This window comes from Nocardioides antri (assembly GCF_008373765.1).
GTDB classification, from domain to species: domain Bacteria; phylum Actinomycetota; class Actinomycetes; order Propionibacteriales; family Nocardioidaceae; genus Nocardioides; species Nocardioides antri.
In genome coordinates, this window is sequence record NZ_VUJW01000001.1 from 674,852 (window position 1) to 699,464 (window position 24,613).

Below are 24,613 nucleotides of genomic sequence, written 5' to 3' on the forward strand. Positions count from 1 at the left end.
GCAGAGCACCCGGTCCCGACTAGGCCCTGAACTCCACGACGCCGTCGTCGATCTTGCTCGACCGCAGGAACTTCTTGTCGAAGTACCAGTTGTGCTTGAGCCGCCACGGGTCCTTGTCGCCGGCGACCGGCAGCTTGCCCGCGGCTCGCTTCAGGTAGCCCGAGGTCAGGTCGAAGACCGGCTCCGGCTTCAGGTCGTCCCGCACCTTGGGCACGACCACGCGGTGCCCGTGCTTGTCCATGTGCTTCAGCAGGCGTACGACGTACTCGCAGACCAGGTCGGCCTTGAGCGTCCAGGACGCGTTGGAGTAGCCGATGATGAAGGCGAAGTTCGGGACGCCGCTCAGCATCAGTGCTTTGTAGGTGAAGGTGTCGCCCAGGTCGACCAACTCGTTGTCGACCACGAACTCGGCACCGCCCATGGCGACCACGTCGAGCCCGGTCGCGGTGACGACGATGTCGGCCTTCAGCTCCTCGCCGGACTGCAGGAGGATCCCGTCGCTGGTGAAGCGCTCGATGTGGTCGGTGACGACATCGACCTTGTGGCTGTGGATGGCGCGGAACAGGTCGGCGTTCGGCACCACGCAGAGCCGTTGGTCCCACGGGTCGTACGGCGGCGTCAGGTGCTTGTCGTAGTCGAAGTCCTTCGGCAGGTGCATCCTCGCCCAGCGCTTGAGGATGACCTTCGCGGCCCTCGGGTTGCGGCGGCAGAACTCGTAGAACCCGATGGTGATCGCCGCGTAGCGGGCGTGGATGAGCTTGGCCTGCTGCTTCCTCGGCGCGATCTTCTTGATCGTCTCGGCCACCGGGTCGATCTTCGGCTGGCTGACGATGTAGGTCGGCGTGCGCTGCAGCATCGTGATGTGACCGGCCTCGTCGGCCATCGACGGGATCAGCGTGACGGCGGTGGCGCCCGACCCGATGACCACGATCCGCTTGTCCTTGTAGTCGAGGTCCTCCGGCCAGTGCTGCGGGTGGACCAGCTCACCCTGGTAGTCGTCGATCCCCGGCCAGTCCGGCGTGTAGCCGGCGTCGTAGTTGTAGTAGCCGCTCGTGCCGAAGAGGAAGTCGCACGTCAGGGTCTCGGTCTCACCGGTTTCGCTGTTCTCGACGGTGACGGTCCAGCGCTTCTCGTCGGACGACCACTCGAACGTGGTGGCCTTCCGGTGGTAGCGGATGTGCTCGTCGACGCCGTACTCCGCTGCGGTCTCCCGGAGGTAGTGGAGGATGTCGGGGCCGTCGGCGATGGCGTGCTTGCCGTCCCACGGCCGGAAGCCGAAGCCCAGGGTGTACATGTCGGAGTCGGAGCGGATGCCGGGGTACTTGAACAGGCTCCACGTGCCGCCGAGCTCGCCGCGCTGCTCGAGGACGGCGTAGCTCTTGTCCGGGAACGCCCGGCTGATGTGGACAGCGGCGTCGATGCCCGACAGGCCGGCGCCGACGATGAGGACCTCGACATGGGTGGCCTCGGGCTGGGTCATCGCTGGGTCACTCCTTCGGTTCGACGACGGCGGCGGCCGGGTTGGCGTCGTTGGCGACGTTGCGGGCGCTGGTCGCGCGTCCGAGCGCGGCGACCTCGGCATCCATCCGAGGAAGGATGTCGGGCACGTAGGGGAGCACCGCTCTCGCGCCGGCGGCGGAGTTCACGACATTGCGGTTGAGACCGACGCCGCGGACCCAGCCGGGGCAGTAGATGTGCCGGGACCGCTTCTCGATGCCCTTCACGAAGGCCCGGACGCACGCGTCGACCGACGTCGTCCTCCCGAGCGGGTAGGGCAGCTTCGAGAGCAGCTCGTTGAACGACGAGAGGTCCTTCTTCGCGTCGCGGACCAGCGGGGTGTCGATCCACGACATGTGCGCGCAGCCGACCTTGACGCCCTGGTGGTGCATCTCCAGCCGGAGGGCGTTGGCGAAGTGCTCGGCGCCGGCCTTGCTGGCGTTGTAGGCGGCGAGCCCGGGAGCCGCCGCGAAGGCGGCGAGCGAGGAGACGACGAGGAAGTAGCCCTTGCTCTCGACCAAGGCCGGCAGGGACGCGCGGGCGGTGTGGAAGACGCCGAGCACGTTGATGTCGAGCACCCGCTTGAACGCGGCGGGGTCGGTGTGCATCACCGAGCCGTACGACGCGATGCCGGCGTTGGCGACCGCGGCGTCGAGGCGGCCGAAGCGCTCGATCCCCGCGGTGACGGCAGCCTCCATCGAGGCCAGGTCGCAGACGTCGGCGACGACGGCGAGGCACGCGTCGCTGCCGATCGCCGCGGCCGTCTCGTCGAGGGCGCCCTGGTCGAGGTCGGTCAGGATCAGCCGAGCTCCCTTCGCGGCGAGCGCCTTCGCCGTCTCGGCGCCGATGCCGCGGGCACCGCCGGTGATGAGGACGACGTGTCCCTCGAGGCTCATACGGTCTCCTTCGTCTTCGCCGGCACCGGCGCGACCGGCGAGGCCGCGCGGTTGTAGCACCAGCCGTAGAACAGGATCAGCGCCAGCCAGGTCGCGATCACGATGAGGTAGGCGACGGTCCACCACCAGGTGGGCACGTCCTCACGCTTCTCACGCTGGAGGAACTTGCTCTCGAGGACGGTCTCCACCGTGTCGCCGTTCTCGACGATCACAGCCCGGCCCTGCGGACCCTCGATCGCCGGGTCGTCGGGGGCGTACATCGGGAACGAGATCATCTCGCTGGGTGCGATGTGGAGGCGCAGCAGGGTCTTCCAGTTTCCGTAGAGCGGCACCGGGTGCTCGGTGCGGTACTCACCAGGCGTCCCGGTCGGCTCGAGGGCGGTCCGGACGATGCCGGGCACGTCGGCCTCGGGGTCCCGCGGCACGTCGTCGGGCGAGCCCTTGGGCCGGCCCTGCCACGCCAGGGCGTAGAACCAGACGGCGTCCTCGACGGCCTCCTGGTCCTCCTCGGCGACCTGGATGGTCACCGTGGCCAGGCAGATCTCCTCCCCGCCGGCGCAGGAGGCGGCACCGCCGGTGGTGTCGCTGAAGCTGACGACGCCCGCGTAGGTCTCCGGCGCCCGCGGTACGGCGAACACGCCCATCAGGACCACGAAGATCGCGAACGCGGCCAGGCCGTACCAGCGGCGCGGCAGCGGCTCGCCCGGCGGGGGAGGCGTGCTGCGACCGGCCAGGGTGAGCCGGCTCAGCATCCACACCGCCATGCAGCCGCCGCCGACCCCGGCGATCGTGCTCATGCCGAGCAGGAACGGGAGGCTGTCGGCGTTGAAGGGCTGCGGCAGCGGCATGAAGACCTTCGACCACAGCCACTCGCCGTACATCCCCAGCGATCCGACCAGGAGGCCGGACACCAGCGCGAACGGCACGTACCGGTCCTTGCGCCTGGGCTGCAGGAGCGCGGCGACGACCTCGATGATGATGGCCGACGGGATCAGCATGAGGAACCGCGCGGTCAGCACGTCCGGCAGCACCCAGATGGTGACCCACAGGAACCCGTGCGCCAGCCAGAAGGCGCCGGCGACCAGCAGGGCGCCGCCCGGCCCCAGCCACAGGCGTACGGCGCAGCCGATCCACGCGACGAGGAACGCGAAGATGATGAACTGGGTGACCGCGGGGAACTGCGGCACGCCGAGGTCGAACTCCATGAGGAAGGCGAACGGGACCCCGCAGACGGTGATCCCGAGGGCACCGAGGAACCGACCGACGACGCCCTGGGTGCGCGGGGCGCTGACCTGGGCCGCCTCGGCGAGCAGCAGGGGGATGCCGAGCACGAACGTGACGGCGCCCCCGATCATCATCACGTGGGTCGGGCCCCACTCGGTGACGTCCTGGCCGAAGAGCCGGTGCCACAGGTCGTCGGCGGGGAAGCCGACGAGTGCGATCAGGCCGGCGCCGGTGATGACGACGGAGCCGAGCGGGACCCGCCAGTTCTCGGCGAGGCGGATCGTGTGCCGGGGGAGCGGGTCCCGGGCCAGGCCCATGCTGAGGATGCCGGCGTGGCAGAACCCGAGGATGCCCAGGAAGATCGGGTAGTGGCTGGGGTTGGCCAGCGGCCCCTCGTCGCGGCCGTTCTGCATGTGGATCGGGACGTCCCACCACACGCCCCACCCGGCCAGGAGCGCAGAGCCCAGGCCGAGCGCGGCCGGCAGGGCGACCCAGCGGGGGAGCTTGACGAGGTCCGCCGCCCAGTCGGCGAGCCGACTGACGAACGTGGGCTTGTCGGCCCGCTCGCGCAGGACCACCCACGCGAAGAACAGGATGACGACGCCGGCCATGCCGCCAGCGATCAGGATCTCGCTGAAGGCCGCGCCGGCAGCTGGGGGAGTCTCCGCTGCCGCCAAGGTGCTCATCCGCAAACGCTCCGTTCGCTCGGATTGTCTCACTCGAGGGGTTTCGCGCCACGCGGCGCGTGTTACCGCTAGTCGACGTCGCGATTACTTCTCGTTCGCGAGAACGTAGAGCGCCCCGGAACACGGGGTCAAGGAAGGCGGCCGTGATTTGCGGTACACACTGTACCGCTTAGATCGCTTGGCTGCGGGGCGCCCACGTACGCGAGGAAGCAAGGATGTGGCGGTGACCCTGATATCGTCAGGATCAGTTGAAGGGGCTCGTCACGCATGAGCTCTCCCGGTGCCACGCTGCAAGGTGCCGGTTCACTTACGTGGTTCCTTGCGGCCTGCTGTCTGGGCTGCCGTCGAGGTGCGGTGCAGGTGTTTTCATCCGCGCGGCAGGCACCATCGTCTGCGCGTCTCGACAGCAGTGACATCAAGGAGAAATCAAATGGCAACCGGAACCGTCAAGTGGTTCAACGAGACCAAGGGCTTCGGCTTCATCGCGCAGGACGGTGGGGATGGCGACGTGTTCGTCCACCACACCGGCATCGCGGGTACGGGCTTCAAGACCCTCGCTGAGAACCAGCAGGTCGAGTTCGACGTGACCCGCGGCCCCAAGGGCCTGCAGGCGGAGAACGTCCGCGCCGTCTGAGCGACGCACGCCACCGCGAGCGGCCCCACCTCCGGGTGGGGCCGTTCGTCATTTTTCCGCGCGAGCTGGCGGGCCTGTCAGCGGGGTCGCGCCACGCCGGCCGGAGTTGCACACAAACTCTATTGATCTGATATCCTTACCACGTTGATAAACATTACCGAGGTAGGTCACTGTGTGGATTGTTCTCGTCTTCGCCCTCGCCGGCGGCGTCGCCCAGCTCGTCGACGGCACGCTGGGCATGGGGTTCGGCGTCACGTCGGCCTCGGTGCTGCTCTTCATGGGCATCGCGCCGGTCACCGCGAGCGCGGCGACTCACGCTGCGAAGCTCCCGACCACCCTGATCAGCGGGCTCGCCCACTGGCGTGAGGGCAACATCGACAAGGCCATCCTGCTCCGGATCGCGGTGCCCGGAGCCGTCGGTGGCTTCCTCGGCGCAGTCGTGCTGACCAACATCAGCCTCGAGGCGGCGAAGTCCTGGATGGCGGGGCTGCTGATCTTCTTCGGCGCCGTCATCTTCGCGAGGTTCGGTCTCGGTGTCCGGCTGATCCCCACGCCCAAGAACGGTCACACCGCGCGCTGGATCTCGCCGATCGGTCTGCTCGGCGGGTTCGTCGACGCCACCGGCGGCGGCGGCTGGGGACCCGTGGCGACCCCGAGCCTGATGACCGTCACGAGCCACGAGCCCCGCAAGGTGGTCGGCACCGTCAACGCCGCGGAGTTCGTGGTCGCGGTCTCGGTGTCCTTCGGGTTCCTCACGGGAGCCGCGCAGCACGGCATTCCGTGGCTGCCCGTGATCGGGCTGGTCATCGGCGGCGTCATCATGGCGCCGATCGCCGCCCGCCTCGCCGGTCGTCTCCCGCACGCCGCGATGGGCACGATGGTCGGCGGCCTCGTCGTCATCGTCAACGGCGTCACGATCGTCGCGTCCCTCGGTGGCCTCCCGGGCTGGGCCGACGCCGCGCTCATCCTCGCCGCCCTGGTCGTCACCGGCGCCGTCGCCCGGCGGGCGTGGTACCGCGAGAAGGCGGAGCGGGCCGTGGCCGAGGTCGTCGAGCCGGCGCTCGCGCCCTGACCGGCGCCGCGGCCACTACCAGCCGCGCTCCCGCCACTCGGCCAGGTGCGGCCGCTCGGCTCCCAGCGTCGAGTCGTCGCCGTGGCCGGGATAGAACCAGGTGTCGTCGGGCAGCGTGCCGAACAGCTTGGTCTCGACGTCGTCGATGAGCGTCGCGAACGCGACACTGTCGCCGAAGGTGTTGCCGACGCCGCCCGGGAACAGCGAGTCGCCCGTGAACAGGTGGGGGTGGCCGTCGGGGTCGCGGTAGAGCAGGCAGATCGAGCCCGGTGTGTGGCCGGTGACGCGGATGACCTCGAGCTCGCAGTCGCCGACTGCGACGGTGTCGCCGTCGCCCACCCGGCGCGACACCGGGACCCCGGTCTGCCCCGTGATCGCATCGGCGTCCGGCTCACCCGCGACCACCTCGGCGCCGGTGGCAGCGACGACGTCGGCGAGCGCGCGGTGGTGGTCCCAGTGCTGGTGGGTGGTCACGACGGTGGTGAGCCCGGCGTCACCGACGAGGGGCAGCAGGGTGCCCGGCTCCGCGGCAGCGTCGACCAGCACCTGGTCACCGGTCGCCGAGCAGCGGAGCAGGTAGGCGTTGTTGGACATCTGCTCGTCGACCGCAACCTTGGTGATCGTCAGCCGCGACAGCTGCCGGACGTCGGGGGAGCCCCCGACCGTGACGGCTCCGGTGTAATCGGTCATCGTCCCTCCATCCTCGGGAGTGTGCCGGTCGAGCTGGTCAACAGCCCGCCGGGGTCGCGTCCCGTGGCCCACCAGGCCAGCGCGGACGCAGAGCCCGTGACGACGGGACTGTCGACGTCGGCGCTGCCGAACGCGAACGTGCGCCCGACGTCGGTGGCCCGGGCGACCACGGGCGTGCCGTCGTAGCGGCCGGCGTCCTGCTCGAGGAAGCGCACCGCCGTCTCCGTCGGCCAGTCGGCGTGGGTGTAGCCGGCGAGCAGGTCGGCGTGGTGGATCTCGACCTCGCGCAGGCGCAGCAGGGGTACGACGTGCGCGCTCAGCCGGACGCCGCCCGGCGTGCGCTCGAAGGTCGCGTCGTCCGGCAGGGTCGGCAGGTCGGCGAGCGCCGCGTCCAGCATCGCGGCGGAGGTCCGCAACCGGTCGCGGACCTGGGCCGGTGGGGCGGCCGCGAGCGTCGCGATGTCGGCGTCCCGGCGCTCGTTCGAGGCGTACATCAGGGTGGGGACGCCGTCGAGCAGGCCCCGCACCGCCCCGCCGAGTCCTTCGGCGTTGAGCGCGACGTGCGCGATGACGTGGGCCCTCGACCAGCCGGTACAGCCGCTGTCGGCGGCCCAGTCGTCGTCGGGAAGGTGGTCGACGGTGTGCAGCAGCCGGTCGGTCGCGGCCGCGACGGGAAGGGTCACCCGGCCATCATGCCCAACGCCGCCCCGCCGTCGAAGCCGCCCTCGAAACGGTCGTTGTCGGCGCCCCGTGAGATCGTGGTGAACGGTGTGGCGACTTGTGCGCCCGCCGTACCATGGCGAACACTTGTTCGAAGGGTCTCGACAGGCTCGACCACCGATCAGGAACGGAACGTTAGTGGCGGACCAGCTCATCATCCGCGGCGCGCGCGAGCACAACCTCAAGGACATCTCGCTCGACCTGCCCCGGGACTCCCTCATCGTCTTCACCGGGCTCTCGGGCTCCGGCAAGTCGAGCCTGGCCTTCGACACGATCTTCGCCGAGGGTCAGCGGCGCTACGTGGAGTCGCTGTCGGCGTACGCCCGCCAGTTCCTCGGCCAGATGGACAAGCCCGACGTCGACTTCATCGAGGGCCTGTCCCCGGCCGTCTCGATCGACCAGAAGTCGACCTCGAAGAACCCGCGATCGACGGTCGGCACGATCACGGAGGTCTATGACTACCTCCGACTGCTCTACGCCCGTGCCGGTCGCCCGCACTGCCCCACCTGCGGCGCGCCGATCGAGCGGCAGACGCCGCAGCAGATCGTCGACCGCGTGCTCGCGCTGGAGGAGGGCCGCCGGTTCCAGGTGCTCGCTCCGGTGATCCGCGGCCGCAAGGGGGAGTACGTCGACCTCTTCCGGCAGCTGCAGACCCAGGGGTTCAGCCGCGCCCGGGTCGACGGCGCGATCCACAACCTCGACTCGCCGCCGAAGCTCGACAAGAAGATCAAGCACTCGATCGAGGTCGTCGTCGACCGGCTGGCGGTCAAGGACTCGGCGAAGCGCCGGCTGACCGACTCGGTGGAGACCGCGCTCAACCTCGCCAGCGGGCTGGTCGTGCTCGACTTCGTCGACCTGCCCGAGGACGACCCGCACCGCGAGATGCGGTTCAGCGAGAAGATGTCGTGCCCCAACGAGCACCCGCTCGACACCGACGAGCTCGAGCCGCGGTCGTTCTCGTTCAACTCGCCGTTCGGTGCCTGCCCGTCGTGCACGGGCCTCGGCACCCGGATGGAGGTCGACCCCGAGCTGGTCGTCCCCGACCCGACCGCGACGCTGGGCGAGGGTGCTCTCCAGCCGTGGAGCCACGCCCATGTCGCCGACTACTTCGGCAAGCTGGTCCAGGCCCTGGGCGAGGAGCTCGGGTTCGACATGGACACGCCGTGGGAGCAGCTCCCGGCCAAGGCGCGCAAGGCGATCCTCGACGGCCACCCGACGAAGGTGCACGTCGTGACCCGCAACCGCTACGGCCGCCAGCGGTCCTACTACGCCGAGTTCGAGGGAGTGCGCTCCTACGTCGAGCGCCGTCACCGCGAGGCCGAGAGCGACGTCAGCCGCGAGCGGTTCGAGGGCTTCATGCGCGAGGTGCCGTGCCCGGTCTGCGAGGGCTCACGGCTCAAGCCGGTCTCGATGTCGGTCACCCTCGGCTCCAAGGAGTCGGGCGGCAAGAACATCGCCGAGGTCTGCGCGCTGCCGATCAACGAGTCCGCCGACTACCTCCGCAACCTCGACCTCTCCGCCCGCGAGCGGCAGATCGGCGAGCGGGTCCTCAAGGAGATCCAGGAGCGGCTGCAGTTCCTGCTCGACGTGGGCCTCGACTACCTCTCGCTCGACCGGCCGTCCGGGTCGCTCTCCGGCGGTGAGGCGCAGCGGATCCGGCTCGCGACCCAGATCGGCGCCGGTCTGGTGGGCGTCCTCTACGTCCTCGACGAGCCCTCGATCGGCCTCCACCAGCGCGACAACCAGAAGCTCATCGAGACCCTGGTCCGGCTCAAGGACCTCGGCAACACCCTGATCGTCGTCGAGCACGACGAGGACACCATCCGGGTCGCCGACTGGGTCGTCGACATCGGGCCCGGTGCCGGCGAGCACGGCGGCCAGGTCGTCCACTCGGGCACGGTCAAGGCGCTGCTGGAGCACCCCGACTCGATGACGGGGGAGTACCTCTCGGGCCGGCGCGAGATCCCCGTGCCTGCCGTGCGCCGGCCGCGCACGGTCGGCCGTGAGCTCACTGTGCACGGCGCTCGCGAGCACAACCTGAAGAACATCGACGTGAGCTTCCCGCTGGGTCTCTTCGTCGCCGTCACCGGCGTCTCCGGCTCCGGCAAGTCCACGCTCGTCAACGACATCCTCTACACGTCGCTGGCCAAGGAGCTCCACCGCGCGCGGACGATCCCGGGCCGCCACCAGAAGATCACCGGCATCGACCACGTCGACAAGGTCATCCACGTCGACCAGGGGCCGATCGGCCGGACGCCGCGGTCCAACCCCGCGACCTACACCGGCGTCTTCGACCACATCCGCAAGCTCTTCGCCTCCACGCCGGAGGCGAAGATCCGGGGCTACCAGCAGGGCCGGTTCTCGTTCAACGTCAAGGGCGGGCGCTGCGAGGCGTGCACCGGCGACGGCACGATCAAGATCGAGATGAACTTCCTGCCGGACGTCTACGTCCCGTGCGAGGTCTGCCACGGCGCGCGCTACAACCGCGAGACGCTCGAGGTCCACTACAAGGGCAAGACCATCGCCGAGGTCCTCGACATGCCGATCGAGGAGGCGCTGGAGTTCTTCGGGGCGGTGCCGGCGATCGCTCGCCACATGAAGACGCTGGTGGAGGTCGGCCTGGGCTACGTCCGGCTCGGACAGCCCGCCACCACGCTGTCCGGTGGCGAGGCGCAGCGGGTCAAGCTGTCGACGGAGCTCCAGAAGCGGTCGACCGGCCGCACGGTTTACGTCCTCGACGAGCCCACGACCGGGCTCCACTTCGAGGACATCCGCAAGCTGCTCGGTGTCCTCTCCTCGCTGGTCGACAAGGGCAACAGCGTGCTCGTCATCGAGCACAACCTCGACGTGGTCAAGACCGCCGACTGGATCGTCGACATGGGCCCGGCCGGCGGCTCCCGCGGCGGCACGGTCGTCGCCGAGGGCACGCCCGAGCAGATCGCCGTGACCCCCGGCAGCTTCACCGGCGAGTTCCTCAAGCCTCTGCTCGACGGCCGCGAGGCGGCACAGCCGAAGCGCAGGCGCGCGTCCGCGGCGACATCCGGCACGGCCAAGAAGCGGACCACGGCGAAGGCCCGGACCAGCACCCGTCGCTGAGCGTTGCCCAAGAAATCGGTCTCGTCCTGAACCAGACGGCGCCTCGGTACGTTAGGTGCGGTATGACGATCAAAAGATCAACCATCAGTCGGCGGCGGGCTCTCGGCGGGGCCGCCGGCCTCGGGGTCGGGCTGCCGCTGCTGGCCGCGTGCGGCGACGACGGCAGCGACTCCGGGTCCGACCCGGCCACCTCCGACCCGGCCAGCCCGACCTCGGCGGACGGCAAGCCCTCGGCGAGCGAGTCGGCGCCGGCGGGCGAGGGGATCGCGACGTCCGAGGTGCCGGTGGGCGGCGGCATCATCGCGGACCAGGTCGTCATCACCCAGCCGACCGAGGGCGAGTTCAAAGCGTTCACCGCGGTCTGCACGCACCAGCAGTGCCTCGTCGGCGACGTCTCCGGCGGCACCATCAACTGCCCGTGCCACGGGAGCCAGTTCTCGATCGAGGACGGGTCGGTCACGGCCGGGCCGGCGCCCTCGCCCCTCGACACAGTCGGCCTCAGCGTCGACGGCGGCCGGATCGTGGTCGGATGAGCGGCCTCGGGGAGGTCCGTGCCACGCGCCGGATCGTGTTCCACGGGCTGGGGGCGCTCGGCGTCGCCGCCGCCCTGGCGGGCTGCGCCGGGGACGACGGTGACGACGGGGAAGGCGGAGGCTCCGGGGTCGAGTCCGGAGCCGAGCTGACCACCACGGCCGAGGTCCCGGTCGGCGGCGGCATCGTGCTCGCCGACGAGAAGATCGTCGTCGTGCAGCCGACGGAGGGCGACTTCCGGGCCTACACGGCGGTCTGCACCCACCAGCAGCTGCTCGTCACCTCGGTCGAGGACGGCACCATCCACTGCTCCAACCATGGCAGCTCGTACGACGCCGCGACCGGCGAGGTGACCGGAGGGCCTGCGCCGTCGGCGCTGTCGAGCGTGGAGATCACCGTCGAGGGCGACAAGATCCTCAAGGCCTGAGGGCCTGCGCGCGCCAGCGCTCGTCCCGCGGGGACGGCCGGCGGTCGAGGCGGGCGTCGAGCAGGACCCGCGCGTCGTCGTACCGCTCTGCCCGTAGGAGTGCCGCGATCCGGGTCTCCTCCACGATCTCGCGCTGGGCGTCGGAACCGCCGAGCCGCCAGGCGTCCGTCGCAAGCATGCCCAGCCGGTCGGCGGCCTCGGACGGGTGACCGGAGCCGAGCTCCTCGAGCGCGAGGGCGAGCGATGCGACCACCTCGCGATGGGCCGGGTGCGGGTGGCTGGCGCTGCGGGCGGCGAGCCGTCGGAGGGCGTCGAGGTCGCCGAGCGCGAGGAGCGTGACCGCGGCGTGCAGCGCGAGGAACGGAGTGGCCGGTGCTTCGAGGACCCCGCGACCGGTCACCCGGGCGACCTCCTCCAAGCCGGGGACCGCCTCGGCGCCGGGTGTCAGCGCCCACCGGAACAGGAGCGACCCGGTGTCGACGAGCGCCCGGCAGCCGACGGCGCGGCGGGGCTCGAGCTGGGTCGCGTAGCGGCGCCGGAGGGCGTCGAGGTCGCCGAGGGACAGCTCGTGCAGCGCCGCGTGCCAGGCGAAGTGGGTGATGCTCTCGGTCCCGGCGCCCTCCCCGGCGACCCAGGCGTCCATCCAGGCCAGGCCGGCGACGTGGTCACCGGTCTCGTAGTGCGCGTGCGAGCGGGCGTGCGCGGCGTGCCCGGCCGCCGGGTCGACGGCCAGCGCCCGGCACGACAGCGCCATCGCGTCGTCGTACCGGTGCTGCTCCTGGCGGACGAAGGCGAGCACGCCGAGGTACCACGGGTCGTCGCCGTACGACGGCGCCGCGCGCTCGACGATCGCCCAGGCCTCGGCCGGCACCTCGGTCACGCCGGCGAAGGCGATCGTCGGCATCGCCACCGAGAGCAGCAGGGCGTCGCGGGGGTAGGCCTCGAGGTGGGCGAGCAGCGGCCGGTGGTCGCCCTGCAGGTGCTGGTCGACGGCGTGGACGTGGCTGCGCTCGCGGTCGCTGGCCCGCGCGGCGAGCCGGCGGGCGTCGTCGAGCCGGGACGCGATGTCGACGTCGACGCACATCTCGTGACCGAGCAGGGCGAGGTCGGCATGGGCGAGGGCGAACGTCGGGTCGTGCGCGAGCGCGGCGGCGATGCGGACGTGCGCCCCGCGCCGGAGCCGGAGCAGGTCACGGACTCCGGCGACGTACGACGCCGCGGCCGCGGCGTTCGTGGTCAGCGGATAGCCGTAGTCGTCCCGACAACCCATACCGCCAGTGTCACCCGATCGGCCGCGATCGGACGCGATTTCGGTGCGGGCATCTGCCGATCACGCTGTCAGCCGCGAAGTCGTCGGCGACGGTCCGTAGGGTGGAGCCGTGTCGCAGAGCTACCGCCCGAAGCCGGGTGAGATCCCCACCGAGCCTGGGGTCTACCGCTTCCGCGACAAGCAGCGACGGGTGATCTACGTCGGCAAGGCGAAGAACCTCCGGGCGCGGCTCTCGTCCTACTTCCAGGACATCGGCAACCTGCACCAGCGGACCGCCTCGATGGTCACCACGGCTGCCTCAGTGGAGTGGACCGTCGTCAAGACCGAGGTCGAGGCGCTGCAGCTGGAGTACTCCTGGATCAAGGAGTTCGACCCGCGGTTCAACGTGAAGTACCGCGACGACAAGTCCTACCCGTGGCTGGCGGTGACCGTCGGCGAGGAGTTCCCGCGGGTCATGGTCGGTCGCGGCGCGAAGCGCAAGGGCACCCGCTACTTCGGGCCCTACAGCCACGCCTGGGCCATCCGCGAGACCGTCGACATCCTGCTCCGGGTCTTTCCGATGCGGTCGTGCAGCAACGGCGTGTTCAAGCGCTCGCAGCAGATCGGGCGGCCGTGCCTGCTCGGCTACATCGACAAGTGTGCGGCGCCCTGCGTCGGCAACGTCACGCCTGCGGAGCACCGGGCGATCGTCGACGACTTCTGCGAGTTCATGGCGGGCCGCACGCGGCCGTTCATGAAGCGCATCGAGCAGCAGATGTACGCCGCCAGCGACTCGATGGACTTCGAGAAGGCGGCCCGGCTGCGAGACGACCTGGGCGCGATGCGGAAGGCGCTGGAGAAGCAGGCGGTGGTGCTCGGTGACGGCGCCGACGCCGACGTGATCGCGCTCGCGGAGGACCCGCTCGAGGTCGCCGTCCAGGTCTTCTACGTCCGCGGCGGGCGGATCCGGGGCCAGCGCGGCTGGGTCGCCGACCGCACCGACGACAGCGGCACGCCCGAGCTGGTCGAGAACTTCCTGCTCCAGCTCTACGCCGGCGAGCCCGACGCCGTGCCGAAGGAGATCCTGGTGCCGGAGCTGCCGCCCGAGCCGGCGACCCTCGAGCAGCTGCTCGGGGACCTCCGCGGCGCCAAGGTGTCGATCCGGGTGCCGCAGCGGGGCGACAAGAAGTCCCTGCAGGAGAACGTCGCGCGCAACGCGAAGGAGTCGCTGGCCCTCCACAAGACCAAGCGGGCGAGCGACCTGACCACCCGCAACCAGGCGCTCTCCGAGATCGCGGAGGCGCTCGGGCTCGACGAGGCGCCGCTGCGGATCGAGTGCTACGACGTCTCCCACATCCAGGGCACCGAGATCGTGGCGTCGATGGTGGTCTTCGAGGACGGGCTCGCGCGCAAGGGGGAGTACCGCCGGTTCGTCATCCGTGACCAGCAGGGGTCGGACGACGTCGCGGCGATGCACGAGGTGATCACTCGCCGCTTCCGCCGGCTGCTCGACGAGCAGGCGCGCAGCGAGGAGCGGATCGGCGAGGACGGGCCGATGCTGGTCGACCCCGACACCGGCCGGCCCCGCAAGTTCGCCTACGCCCCCGGACTGGTCGTCGTCGACGGCGGCGCCCCCCAGGTGGCGGCCGCCCAGCGGGCGCTCGACGAGCTCGGCATCGACGACATCCCCGTCTGCGGGCTGGCCAAGCGGCTCGAGGAGGTGTGGGTCCCCGGTCAGGAGGACCCCGTCATCCTGCGGCGCACCTCGGAGGGCCTCTACCTGCTCCAGCGGCTGCGGGACGAGGCCCACCGGTTCGCGATCGCGCACCACCGCGGCCGTCGCTCGAAGTCGATGGTCGAGAGCATGCTCGACGACGTCCCCGGCCTCGGCGAGGTGCGGCGCAAGACGCTGCTGCGCCACTTCGGCTCCCTGAAGAAGCTGCGCGAGGCCGACCTCGAGGCGATCGCCGCGGTCCCCGGCATCGGGCCGCGCACGGCCAGCGCGATCAAGACCGCGGTCGCGACCAGCGACGCCACACGGAAGAATCCCGCGTCATGAACCCACCCCACGAAGTTCTTCGCCTCCCCCGCTTCGCTCCTCCGGCGAACAACTCCGCGGGGACCCCGGAATGACGGCCCAACCTGCCGGCGAGCTCGTCGTCGTCACCGGCATGACCGGCGCCGGCCGGAGCACGGCGGCGAAGGAGCTGGAGGACCTCGGCTACTACGTCGTCGACAACCTGCCGCCGAGCCTGCTGCCCGACGTGGTGCGGCTGGTCGACGAGAGCCAGGGGCGGAGCCAGCGGATCGCGGTCGTCGTCGACGTACGGTCCGGCTCGTTCTTCCAGGGCCTGCGCAGCGCCCTGGCCCACGGCGTCACCGGCCGCCACACGACGCTGGTGTTCCTCGACGCCGTCGACGAGGTGCTGGTCCGACGGCAGGAGGCGGCGCGCCGGCCGCACCCGCTCCAGGAGGGTGGTCGGCTGCTCGACGGTCTCAAGCGGGAGCGGGTCGTGCTCGCCGACCTCCGCAGCGACGCCGACCTGGTCATCGACACCAGCAACCTCAACGTGCACCAGCTCACCGACCGGATCGCGGAGTCGTTCGGCACGCCGGAGACGACGCGGCTGCGGGTGACCACGATCAGCTTCGGCTTCAAGTACGGCATCCCGGTCGACGCCGACTACGTCGCCGACATGCGCTTCCTGCCCAACCCGCACTGGGTGCCCGAGCTTCGCGCCCTCACCGGCCGCGACCAGGACGTCGCCGACTACGTCCTCAGCCGGCTCGGAGCGGCGGAGTTCCTCGACCAGTACGTCAGCCTGCTGACCGGGGTCGCGGAGGGCTACCTCCGCGAGGGAAAGCGGTTCATGCGGGTTGCCATCGGCTGCACCGGCGGGAAGCACCGCAGCGTAGCGATGAGCGAGGAGATCGCCCGCCGGATGCAGGAGCGGGGCTACGTCGCCCGCGCGCTCCACCGCGACCTGGGGCGCGAATGACCCCTCGACCCCACGACCGCGCCCAGGCCGTGGTCGCCCTCGGCGGCGGTCACGGTCTCCACGCGTCGCTGACCGCGCTCCGGATGCTGGTCGACGACCTCACGGTCGACGAGCTCACCGCCGTCGTGACCGTCGCCGACAACGGCGGCTCGTCGGGCCGGCTGCGCGGGGAGTTCGGCGTGCTGCCGCCCGGCGACCTGCGGATGGCGCTCGCCGCGCTGTGCGGTGACGACGAGTGGGGCGACACCTGGGCGCGGGTGCTGCAGCACCGCTTCGAGGGCGAGGGGGAGATGCGGGGCCATGTCGTCGGCAACCTGCTGATCGTCGGCCTCTGGGAGCTGCTCGGCGACCACGTGGACGCGCTCGACTGGGTCGGGCGGCTGCTCGGTGCCAAGGGCCGGGTGCTGCCGATGGCGATGACGCCGATGGACATCACCGCCGAGGTGCGCGGCCTCGCGGACGACCCCGACGAGCTGACGTTGGTCAGGGGCCAGGTCGAGGTCGCCACCACGGAGGGCGTGATCACCTCGGTGGCGCTCGACCCGCCCGACCCCGAGATCAGCCCGGCGGTGCTGGCGGCGATCGAGGAGGCCGACTGGGCGGTGCTGGGTCCGGGCTCCTGGTTCTCCTCGGTGATCCCGCACCTCCTCGTCCCGCAGCTGAGGCAGGCTCTGGTCGCGACCGATGCCCGGCTGATCGTCGTCCTCAACCTCGCCGAGCAGCAGGGTGAGACCCACGGCTTCGGGCCGGCCGACCACCTGGCGGTGCTCGCGGAGCACGCGCCGGACCTGGCCGTCCACACGGTGCTGGCGGACCGGGAGAGCGTCGGCGACGGCCTCGACGACCTGCGCGCGATGGTCGCCGCGCTCGGCGCACGGCTGGAGATCGACGACGTCGCGATGAGCGACGGAACCCCGCGGCACGACCCGACGCTGCTCGCCGCCGCCTACGCGCGGATCATGCAGTCCGGTTAGGCCGTTCCGGGTTCTTCGGTAGTTGACCGTCGTGGCAGGATCGCCCTTATGGCGATGACGGCTCAGGTCAAGGCGGAACTGGCCTCCACCCCGGTCACCAAGGCGTGTTGTCGCAAGGCAGAGGTGGCGTCGACCCTGCGGTTCGCCGGCGGTCTCCACATCGTCGGCGGCCGGATCGTGGTCGAGGCCGAGCTCGACACCGGCGCCGCCGCACGGCGCCTGCGCCGCGACATCTCCGAGATGTACGGGCAGTCGTCCGACGTCGTGATGGTGCAGGGCAACGGGATCCGCAAGGGCAGCCGCTACATCGTCCGCGTCGTCAAGGACGGCGAGGCCCTGGCGCGCCAGACCGGCCTCCTCGACCAGCGCGGCCGCCCGGTCCGCGGGCTGCCGCCGGCGGTCGTGTCCGGCGGGGGCTGCGACGCCGTCGCCGCGTGGCGAGGTGCGTTCCTGGCCCACGGCTCCCTGACCGAGCCCGGCCGCTCGTCCTCGCTCGAGGTCACCTGCCCGGGGTCCGAGGCTGCGCTCGCCCTGGTCGGCGTGGCCCGGCGGCTCGGGATCCAGGCGAAGGCCCGCGAGGTGCGCGGCGTCGACCGGGTCGTGATCCGCGACGGCGACGCGATCGGTCAGCTGCTGACCCGGCTGGGCGCCCACGAGACGCTGATGGCCTGGGAGGAGCGCCGCATGCGGCGCGAGGTCCGGGCGACGGCCAACCGGCTCGCCAACTTCGACGACGCCAACCTCCGGCGCTCGGCGCGAGCCGCCGTCACGGCGGGCGCGCGGGTCGAACGGGCGATGGAGATCCTCGGCGACGAGGTGCCCGACCACCTCCGGATGGCCGGCACCCTCCGCCTCGAGCACAAGCAGGCCTCGCTCGAGGAGCTCGGTCAGCTGCACGACCCGGTGCTCACCAAGGATGCGATCGCCGGGCGGATCCGCCGGCTGCTCGCCATGGCCGACAAGCGCGCCGAGGAGCTCGGCATCCCCGACACCGAGGCGTCGCTGACGCCGGAGATGCTCGCCGGCGAGGGCTGAGGCGGGGCACTTACCCGGCCTTCTCGCGGAGCGACGCACCCCGCGCGCGTCGTACGGTCAACCACGCGCTGACGACGGCGACGCAGCCGAGCAGGACCGCGACACCCGTCGCGACGATCGACAGCAATGTCGGGTCGACGTGCGCGACCACCCGCGGCCAGGACACGCCCTCGACCACGCCCAGTGTGATCCGGCGCAGCACGATCCACTGGGTCAGGGACCCGGCGGCGAGACCGGCGACCCCGGCCGCGCCCAGCACCACGCCCTGCTCGAGGGCGACCGCCAGCAGCACGGATCGGCGCCGGACGCCGACCACGCTCAGCGACGCGGCGTCGAGCCGACGGCCCGGCAGCTGGACGGCCGTCGACACCGCCAGCCCGGCGACGGCCATCAGCAGCACGAGGGCCGCGCTCACCAGGTAGAGCCGCAGGACGATGGCGTACGCCGTGCCGTCGAGCCGTTCCACCTCCCGGTCCTGGGTCGTCGCGACGACGAGGCCGCGTGCCGCGAGCGCGTCGTCGATGCGCTGCGGGGTGTCGCTCGTCGCGAGCACCCGGGTGTCGAACTCCGAGCTGAAGATCGACCGGTTGACGCTCATCATCGTGTGGTCGATCGCCACGCCCCGGGGGCCCAGGAACGGCACGCTCTCGGCGACCACCGCGGCGGTGATGGGTGGCGGCTGCCCGGCGCGGGACGTCGCTGCCCCGCCAGGGACGTCACCCGCGACGTCGACGATCTCGCGGCCCGCCACGACCGGGCGCACCGGCGGGACGTCACCGGCGGTCAGTCCCGCGAGGCCGCGCCCGGTCGCCCGGACCGTGAGACCGGCGGACGTGGTGGTGACCTCGCCGGCCACCTGCTGGAGCTCTTCGGCAGAGGTCAGCTGCCAGCCGCCGTCCGTCAGGACGTCGGTGCGGTCCGCGCCGTCCATCTCCATCGGCCCCAGGACGAACGTGCCGTCGAGCTCGGTCGGCAGTCCCGCGCCCCCGCCGATGAGCAGGCCCTCGATCGTGCAGGTCGTCCGGCACGCGACGCGCTCGGTGAGCGACGAGGTGCCGGCCGCGAACGGTCCGACGTAGGCACCGCTGACGGCGCCCTTCGCGTCGCGGAAGCGGACCTCGACCGTGACCGGCTCGCTGCCGCGGGGGACGGTCATGGTGAGGCCGAGCCGGCTGCCCGTGACGGCGGGGAGGGCAGTGCCGGTGAGGACAGCCGCGATCTCGTTGACGTCCCGGCCCGGCGTCCAGGTCTCGTGCCAGGTGGCGACCTGTCCGAGTCGGGCGCCGTCGACAGCGACGTAGATCGCGTCCTGGGCGACGAACGTCCCCGCTGCCATCAGCCAGCGCCCGTCGGGGTCGAGTGCGTGGGTCAGCGCCACCGCCTCCTCCATCGGCAGCTCGGTGGCCCACACCGTGTCCGCCGGTGCCTGGGTGGCAGCCACGCTCTCGCGCCAGGTCGCGGCGGCGTCGTACACCCCGGCACCGAAGGTGCAGACGGCGATCGCCACCGTCAGAGGGAGGACGACGAGCGTGCCGGCCGCGCGCCTGGCCACTGCGCGCACCGCCAGGAACACGACCGTGCCGCGTGGGCGGCGCGCGGCCAGCCTCGCCGCGCCAGCCCGGGCGCCCGCGGTGGCCGCGCCGCCGAACGTCGCCGCCACCAGCACCGGGAGGACCAGGTCGGAGGCGTCGGTCGCGCCACCGGTCCGGGTCAGGGCGAGGGTCGCCACCACCAGGGTGGCCGCGACCAGGACGAGGATCCCGAGCACGGCGGAGCGACCGGCCTTCCGCGGTCGCTGGTGCCCGGTGAGCTGGTCGGCGAGCGTCCTGGTCAGCACGCCGCGGACCGCCAGGGCGCAGACGCCGACCGCCGCGGCCGTCACGGCGAGCACCGTGAGACCGGCGACCGGCGGCAGCGGGAGCGGCAGGCCCGGGGCCAGCCAGGACCGGACGAGCCACTGGGTCAGCCCCACGCCGGCGAGCACGCCGAGTGGCAGCGCGATCACGACGAGCAGAAGTGGCTCGCCGAGAGCGAGGAGCCAGACCCGGCGGCGGCTGGCCCCGCGGAGGGACGCCAGCGCGAGGTCCGGCACCCGCAGGTCGCCGGCGGCCGACGTGAGCCGGCTCAGCAGGGCCAGCGCCACCAGCACGAGCGACACCACCGCCGGCGTCACCGACGAGACCGCGGCCTCGCGCTCCTGCTCGACCTCGGCGGTCACCGCGTCGAGGTCGTTGAGGGAGACCTCGGTCAGGGTGCCGGAATCGAGCGTCTCGGAGCCGGGATCCTCTGCAGCGAGCCCGGACAGCTGACCGGCGTCGAGGTCTGCCGGGACGTCGATCCGCGTGTCTGCCCGTACCAGGAACAGCCGGGCTGGGACCGAAGCGAACTGCTCCGCAGGGACGAGGTACGGCGCCGGACGGCGCGGCAGCAGTTGGGTGCCGAGGACCTGCGCGGGGACGGACGCCAGCCGGGCGGGGTCGAACCAGAAGTCCTCGACCGCTGCCAGCTCGTCGTCGTCGACCCCCTGTCCGTTGGGGTAGACGTAGGTGCCGACCACGGTCAGCTCGCCGAGAGGATCGCCGAGCTCCAGCCGGTCGCCGATCCGGAGGCCGTCCTCCTCGGCGTCGCCGGCGAGAATCGCGGTCTCACCCGGACGCTGCGGACAGCGCCCCTCGATCTCGAGGTGCTCGCAGGCGCCGTCGCGCGCGAGCAGCTGAACCTCGCCGTAAGCCCCGGGGGCAGGGACGCGGTCGGTCTCGAGCTGCAACGACAGGTCGCGCTGCGACGACGGCACCTGTACCGCGTCGCGCGCGGCGGCGAGGGCGTCACCGGGTCCCGGCGAGCCGGTCGGGCGGAACTCCCAGGTACGGCCGGTGATCGGGTTGGGCGCCTCCGACAGCCGGCTGATCGCATAGCTGTTGCCGACCGCGACGGTGAACGCGGGGCCGACGACGGCCGAGGCGACCGCGATCACCAGCAGGGCCAGGGTGCCGGCCGAGAGGAGGGCGCGGGAGCGAAGTCCGTCGAGGGCGACGCGGATCATCCGGCCGCCTCCTCGCGGAGGTTGGCGGGTCGGCTGGCCGCGGCCCTGCTCCCGGACGCCCAGGCGCCGGCGGCGAGGGTCGCGATCGTCACGACCCCGGCCGCGACCAGCACGGGGATCACCTGCACGCCGGTGTCGAGCGGCAGCTGCGCGGGTTGCTCGCGGAGGGCGGGCACCACAGGGGCAAACGCCGCGATCGCTCCCGCGGTCGCAGCCGCGCCGGCCACGGCCGCGACGACGGCGACCAGCACTGTCTGCGCGCGGGACGCCCGGCGCAGCTCGGCCGAGTCGACGCCCAGCACTCGGAGCGCGGCGTGCTCGCGGGTGCGCTCCGCCCGCAGCCGGGACGCGGGGAGCAGGACGCCGAGGACCCCGAGCACCAGGCCCCCGAGGGCGACGAGGAGGAGCCGACGTGCCAGGTCGCTCCCGGAGTCCTCGAGGGTCGCCGAGGAGATCTCTTCCGGGGACAGCGGGCTGCCGACCGCGGCGATGACGTCGTCCGGGGTGTCTGCCCTGGCCAGGATCCACGGCTCGGCGGCCGCGACCGCGGACCCGCCCTCGAAGGTGCTCGTGGGCAGGTCGAGCACCGTGCCTCCGGAGCCGACGAGGGGGAGCGCAGGGACCGTCCTCAGGACGTCGGCGGGGCGGGGCAGGCTGCTCGTCGTCGGTGCCTGCGGGTCGCCCTCCCAGTCGACGCTGGTGGTGGCGACGACCGGGACCGACCACAGGGTGCGGTCGGAGGCGAGGAAGCTCCCGCCCTCCCTGCTCGGGCGCACCTCGAGAGACCTGGCGGTCTGCGTCACCTGGCCCGGCGGCCGGTCGTCGGGCTCGGCGAGGCTCCACTCCCGGTCGAGGAGGTCGAGACCTCCGGCGTTGAGCCTGCTGATCCGGATCACCGGGCGACGGCACCGCGGTCGGTTCCAGGTGTCGGAGGTGCAGGGCCGGCCGGTCGCGACCTCGAGGCCGAGGACACGACAGCCGGCGTCACACCGGCGCAGCGGCACGAAGGTCGTCGTGCTCTCGCCCGGTACGACCCGGAGGAACAGGTCCTGCTGTGCGCCGCCCTCGACCCCGTCGGTGGTGACGGAGACCAGCACGAGCGCCGCGCGCGGGCTGTCCGACGCGACGGTGGCGGTCAGGAAGTTGCCGGTCGTCGTCGGCTCAGGCTTGGCCGACGTCGCGGCGTCGTGGAGAAGGGCGACGGCCGCCGAGCCCTCCTCGGCCGGGGTCTTGTCGAGGTGGTCCCCGACCACGCGCTCGTAGCGGGCGGTGTCGAGGTAGACGCGCCGGGAGACGGCACGGTCGTCGGCGAACACCCTGAGCGCGGCCATCAGCCAGCGGCCGTCGGGATCGGCCGCCCGGGTGGCAGCCAGCAGGCTGTCGGCGTCGCCGGCGTACGGGACCACCAGCGGCGCGCCGGCGGTCACCGCCCGGGTGTCGTCCTCCCAGTCCTGCACCGCCAGCAGCACATTGGTGGCGAGGCCGAGCAACGTGGCGCCTGCGATCACCAGCGGGAGGCCGGCGGTCGCGCGCGGTGCCTGCAGGCGCCGGCCGACGAGCACCGCTCCGAGGTCCGGCCGGCCCGTCAGCCAGCCCGCCACGACCCGCACCAGCCACGTGGCCGTCACGCCGCCCGCGAGCCCGACCAGCGCCGGGCCGGCGAACGGCAGCCAGGCCGATCCGTCGGTGTCGCGCCGGAGCACGGTGACCACCGCGGCGACGATCACGAGAACCGCGAGGAAGCGTGTCCCCGTGCCGCCCGTCAGCCTCGGGACACGGTCGCCGAGCAGCAGGGGGAGCGGTTCGCGCAGGGCGAACAGCATCGCGGCCACGACCACCACCGCGGCGGTGCCGGCGACCGCCACCGCGAAGGTCACCCGCTCGGGCGCCACCGTCCAGCAGAGGGCGGCACCCGCCGCGCCGCCGAGCAGCACAGGGACGAGGGGCTCGGCCACGAGCGCGCGGGCGACCGAGGCCCCGCGGCGTCCCCGCAGTCGGAGCAGCGCGGCCTCGTGCCGCCGCCGGGCGCCGAGGGCCAGGCCGGCCGCAGGCAGGAGACCCGCGGCGAGGAGCACGAGCGGGGTGAGCAGTGCGTTCTCGGACCCGTCGTCCCGGACCGCCATCGGACCGGCAGCGACGACTGCGACGGCGAGGGCGATGGTGAGGTGGGTGCCCCGCCGGAGCCACAGCCCGGCCAGCAGCCGGGACCTCATCCGAGGCGGCCCTCGTCGATCGTCACATGGTCGTCGGCGGCGTCGACGATCGCCGGGTCGTGGGTGGCGATGACGACGACCGCTCCGCGGTCGGCCTCGCGTCGCAGGACGTCGAGCACGACATCGGCGTTGCTCTGGTCCAGCTCGCTGGTCGGCTCGTCGGCGAGCAGCACCGGCGCCTCGACGACGAGTGCCCTGGCCACCGCCACCCGCTGCATCTGGCCACCCGAGAGCTCCTCGACCTGGCGGTCGCCGAGGTCGGCGATGTCGAAGCGCGCCAGCGCCGCCTCCGCGCGGTCGTTGGCGTCGACCCAGCCCACTCCGCGGGCGCGCAGCGCGATCGCGACGTTCTCCCGTGCCGACAGGATCGGCACCAGGCCGTAGACCTGGAGCACGAACGCGATCTCCGGGCGCGGGTCGCCGTTGCCGCGCCACGTCGGAGCGCCGTCGTAGGTCACCGTGCCGGCTGTGGGAGCGATCAGCCCGCCGGCGACAGAGAGCAGGGTCGTCTTCCCGGATCCGCTCGGGCCGGCGACCGCGGTCACCTGACCGGCCGGGAAGGTCACGGACACGTCGTCGAGCAGCAGCGGTCCGGGCTGGTACCGCACCGCGTCGACCACCAGGTGGGCGCCGGTCATCGCACGTCCTCCTGCGGGATGCCGGTGTCGTCGGCGGGGTGGCTGATCACGATCCGGCGGGGCCCGGCCTCGATCCGGACCAGCGTGCCCGGCGGCCACTGCGGGGTGAGGTGCGACGGCAGGTGCAGCACGCCCTCGGCACCGATCACGGCGTACTCCGCACCGTCGCGGCCCTCCGACCCGACCCGGCCGCCCTTCATCGTCACGGTCCGGGGGAACGTCGCGGCCACCTCGGGCTGGTGGGTCACCACGACGATCGTGGTGCCGAAGTCGCGGTTGAGGTCGTGCAACAGCCGTACGACGGCGTCCCGGTCGAGGTGGGACAGCTGGCTCGTGGGCTCGTCGGCCAGCAGCACCTGCGGCTGGGTCGCGACGGCGCACGCCAGCGCCAGGCGCTGACGCTGGCCGCCCGACATCGTGCTCACGACCTGGTCGGCCTGGTCCGCCAGCCCGACCCGCTCCAGCAGCTCCATCGCGGTCGGAGCATCGTCGAGCTCGGCCGACGGCACCCCGATCCGCGAGAAGCCGATGTTGCGGCGGGCGGTCGTGTAGGGGAGCAGGTTGCGGGTGGCGCCCTGGAGCATCGTGGCGACCCGGCGCGCCCGCAGCCGGGCGAGGTGGCGCTCGCTCATCCGCGAGATGTCGTCGTCGCCGAGGTAGATGCGTCCTGCGCTCGGCCGCTGGATCCCTCCCAGCAGGGCCAGCAGCGTCGACTTCCCCGACCCGCTCGGGCCGAGGAACGCGACCCGCTCGCCGGGCTGGATCTCGAGGTCGACGCCCTGGAGAGCCACCACGTCGTGGCCCTCGAACGTCCGGTAGAGGTGGACCACCCCGGCGCACCGCAGACCGATCCCGCCGGCGTCCCTCATCGCCCCGCGCCCTCCCGCTCCCGTGTCATGAGCGCCCATCATGCCTCTTGTGTCGCCGCCCGGCACGGAGCATCGTGGGATGTGCCCGCGACGACGCGGGAACGCATCGGAGGTGACCAC

Annotated in this window: 19 protein-coding genes; 9 read left to right on the plus strand and 10 right to left on the minus strand. The window is 72.1% G+C overall.

Translation table 11 applies throughout. The features are described 5' to 3' along the window. Positions 1 to 19: 19 nt before the first annotated feature. From F0U47_RS03290 to F0U47_RS03300, 3 genes are read right to left on the minus strand one after another with little or no spacing between them, the layout of a single operon-like run. Positions 20 to 1,480, minus strand: a complete 1,461-nt coding sequence (locus F0U47_RS03290; RefSeq protein ID WP_149748851.1) for a flavin-containing monooxygenase — start codon at positions 1,478 to 1,480, stop codon at positions 20 to 22. Between the two features lie 7 nt (positions 1,481 to 1,487). Further along, positions 1,488 to 2,393, minus strand: coding sequence for an SDR family oxidoreductase (locus tag F0U47_RS03295; RefSeq protein ID WP_149748852.1), 906 nt, complete (start codon positions 2,391 to 2,393; stop codon positions 1,488 to 1,490). Further along, positions 2,390 to 4,303 carry an ABC transporter permease gene (locus F0U47_RS03300; RefSeq protein WP_149748853.1) on the minus strand — a complete coding sequence of 638 codons (1,914 nt, stop codon included), beginning with the start codon at positions 4,301 to 4,303 and terminating at the stop codon, positions 2,390 to 2,392. The genes F0U47_RS03295 and F0U47_RS03300 overlap by 4 nt, the downstream gene beginning before the upstream one ends. Positions 4,304 to 4,733: 430 nt before the next feature. On the opposite strand from F0U47_RS03300, the gene F0U47_RS03305 reads away from it, so the two are divergent. Both F0U47_RS03305 and F0U47_RS03310 read left to right on the plus strand, forming a co-directional pair. Continuing rightward, positions 4,734 to 4,937, plus strand: coding sequence for a cold-shock protein (locus tag F0U47_RS03305; RefSeq protein WP_149748854.1), 204 nt, complete (start codon positions 4,734 to 4,736; stop codon positions 4,935 to 4,937). A 172-nt stretch (positions 4,938 to 5,109) separates the two neighbouring features. Then, positions 5,110 to 6,009, plus strand: coding sequence for a sulfite exporter TauE/SafE family protein (locus tag F0U47_RS03310; RefSeq protein WP_149748855.1), 900 nt, complete (start codon positions 5,110 to 5,112; stop codon positions 6,007 to 6,009). Positions 6,010 to 6,024: 15 nt separating this feature from the next. Here the strand turns inward: F0U47_RS03310 and F0U47_RS03315 are convergent, their stop codons facing one another. Then, positions 6,025 to 6,699 carry an MBL fold metallo-hydrolase gene (locus F0U47_RS03315; protein ID WP_149748856.1) on the minus strand — a complete coding sequence of 225 codons (675 nt, stop codon included), beginning with the start codon at positions 6,697 to 6,699 and terminating at the stop codon, positions 6,025 to 6,027. Beyond that, positions 6,696 to 7,382: a maleylpyruvate isomerase family mycothiol-dependent enzyme gene (locus tag F0U47_RS03320; protein ID WP_188111143.1), complete on the minus strand. Its 687-nt coding sequence runs from the start codon at positions 7,380 to 7,382 to the stop codon at positions 6,696 to 6,698. The genes F0U47_RS03315 and F0U47_RS03320 overlap by 4 nt, the downstream gene beginning before the upstream one ends. 175 nt (positions 7,383 to 7,557) lie before the next feature. On the opposite strand from F0U47_RS03320, the gene uvrA reads away from it, so the two are divergent. The 3 genes from uvrA to F0U47_RS03335 all read left to right on the plus strand — a co-directional run bounded on the left by uvrA (position 7,558) and on the right by F0U47_RS03335 (position 11,473). Next, entirely contained in the window at positions 7,558 to 10,515 is a 2,958-nt protein-coding gene (uvrA, locus tag F0U47_RS03325; protein WP_149748858.1) for an excinuclease ABC subunit UvrA, read from the plus strand. A gap of 62 nt (positions 10,516 to 10,577) precedes the next feature. Then, positions 10,578 to 11,048 (plus strand): QcrA and Rieske domain-containing protein, encoded by a 471-nt coding sequence (locus tag F0U47_RS03330; protein WP_149748859.1) that lies wholly within the window; start codon positions 10,578 to 10,580, stop codon positions 11,046 to 11,048. Next, a complete protein-coding gene (locus F0U47_RS03335; protein ID WP_149748860.1) occupies positions 11,045 to 11,473 on the plus strand; it encodes a Rieske (2Fe-2S) protein in 429 nt (142 codons plus the stop codon). Before F0U47_RS03330 ends, F0U47_RS03335 begins: the two co-directional genes overlap by 4 nt. Here F0U47_RS03335 and F0U47_RS03340 read toward each other — a convergent pair. Then, the gene (locus tag F0U47_RS03340; protein WP_149748861.1) at positions 11,463 to 12,743 is read right to left on the minus strand and encodes a tetratricopeptide repeat protein; all 1,281 of its coding nucleotides are present in this window, start codon (positions 12,741 to 12,743) and stop codon (positions 11,463 to 11,465) included. The genes F0U47_RS03335 and F0U47_RS03340 overlap by 11 nt on opposite strands. 109 nt (positions 12,744 to 12,852) lie before the next feature. Between F0U47_RS03340 and uvrC the strand changes: the two genes are divergently transcribed. From uvrC to whiA, 4 genes are all read left to right on the plus strand, one after another. Beyond that, positions 12,853 to 14,781, plus strand: a complete 1,929-nt coding sequence (gene uvrC / locus F0U47_RS03345; RefSeq protein ID WP_149748862.1) for an excinuclease ABC subunit UvrC — start codon at positions 12,853 to 12,855, stop codon at positions 14,779 to 14,781. Between the two features lie 70 nt (positions 14,782 to 14,851). Next, positions 14,852 to 15,721, plus strand: coding sequence for an RNase adapter RapZ (gene rapZ, locus F0U47_RS03350; protein WP_149748863.1), 870 nt, complete (start codon positions 14,852 to 14,854; stop codon positions 15,719 to 15,721). Next, positions 15,718 to 16,695, plus strand: coding sequence for a gluconeogenesis factor YvcK family protein (locus F0U47_RS03355; RefSeq protein WP_149748864.1), 978 nt, complete (start codon positions 15,718 to 15,720; stop codon positions 16,693 to 16,695). The genes rapZ and F0U47_RS03355 overlap by 4 nt, the downstream gene beginning before the upstream one ends. A 48-nt stretch (positions 16,696 to 16,743) precedes the next feature. Continuing rightward, positions 16,744 to 17,730: a DNA-binding protein WhiA gene (gene whiA, locus F0U47_RS03360; RefSeq protein WP_149748865.1), complete on the plus strand. Its 987-nt coding sequence runs from the start codon at positions 16,744 to 16,746 to the stop codon at positions 17,728 to 17,730. A gap of 10 nt (positions 17,731 to 17,740) precedes the next feature. Here the strand turns inward: whiA and F0U47_RS03365 are convergent, their stop codons facing one another. From F0U47_RS03365 to F0U47_RS03380, 4 genes are read right to left on the minus strand one after another with little or no spacing between them, the layout of a single operon-like run. After that, on the minus strand, positions 17,741 to 20,773 hold the full coding sequence (locus F0U47_RS03365; protein ID WP_149748866.1) for an FtsX-like permease family protein: 3,033 nt from the start codon (positions 20,771 to 20,773) through the stop codon (positions 17,741 to 17,743). Then, a complete protein-coding gene (locus F0U47_RS03370; protein ID WP_149748867.1) occupies positions 20,770 to 22,986 on the minus strand; it encodes an FtsX-like permease family protein in 2,217 nt (738 codons plus the stop codon). The genes F0U47_RS03365 and F0U47_RS03370 overlap by 4 nt, the downstream gene beginning before the upstream one ends. Then, positions 22,983 to 23,624, minus strand: coding sequence for an ABC transporter ATP-binding protein (locus tag F0U47_RS03375; protein ID WP_149748868.1), 642 nt, complete (start codon positions 23,622 to 23,624; stop codon positions 22,983 to 22,985). Before F0U47_RS03375 ends, F0U47_RS03370 begins: the two co-directional genes overlap by 4 nt. Further along, a complete protein-coding gene (locus F0U47_RS03380) occupies positions 23,621 to 24,493 on the minus strand; it encodes an ABC transporter ATP-binding protein (RefSeq protein ID WP_149748869.1) in 873 nt (290 codons plus the stop codon). Before F0U47_RS03380 ends, F0U47_RS03375 begins: the two co-directional genes overlap by 4 nt. Between the last annotated feature and the right edge of the window lie 120 nt (positions 24,494 to 24,613).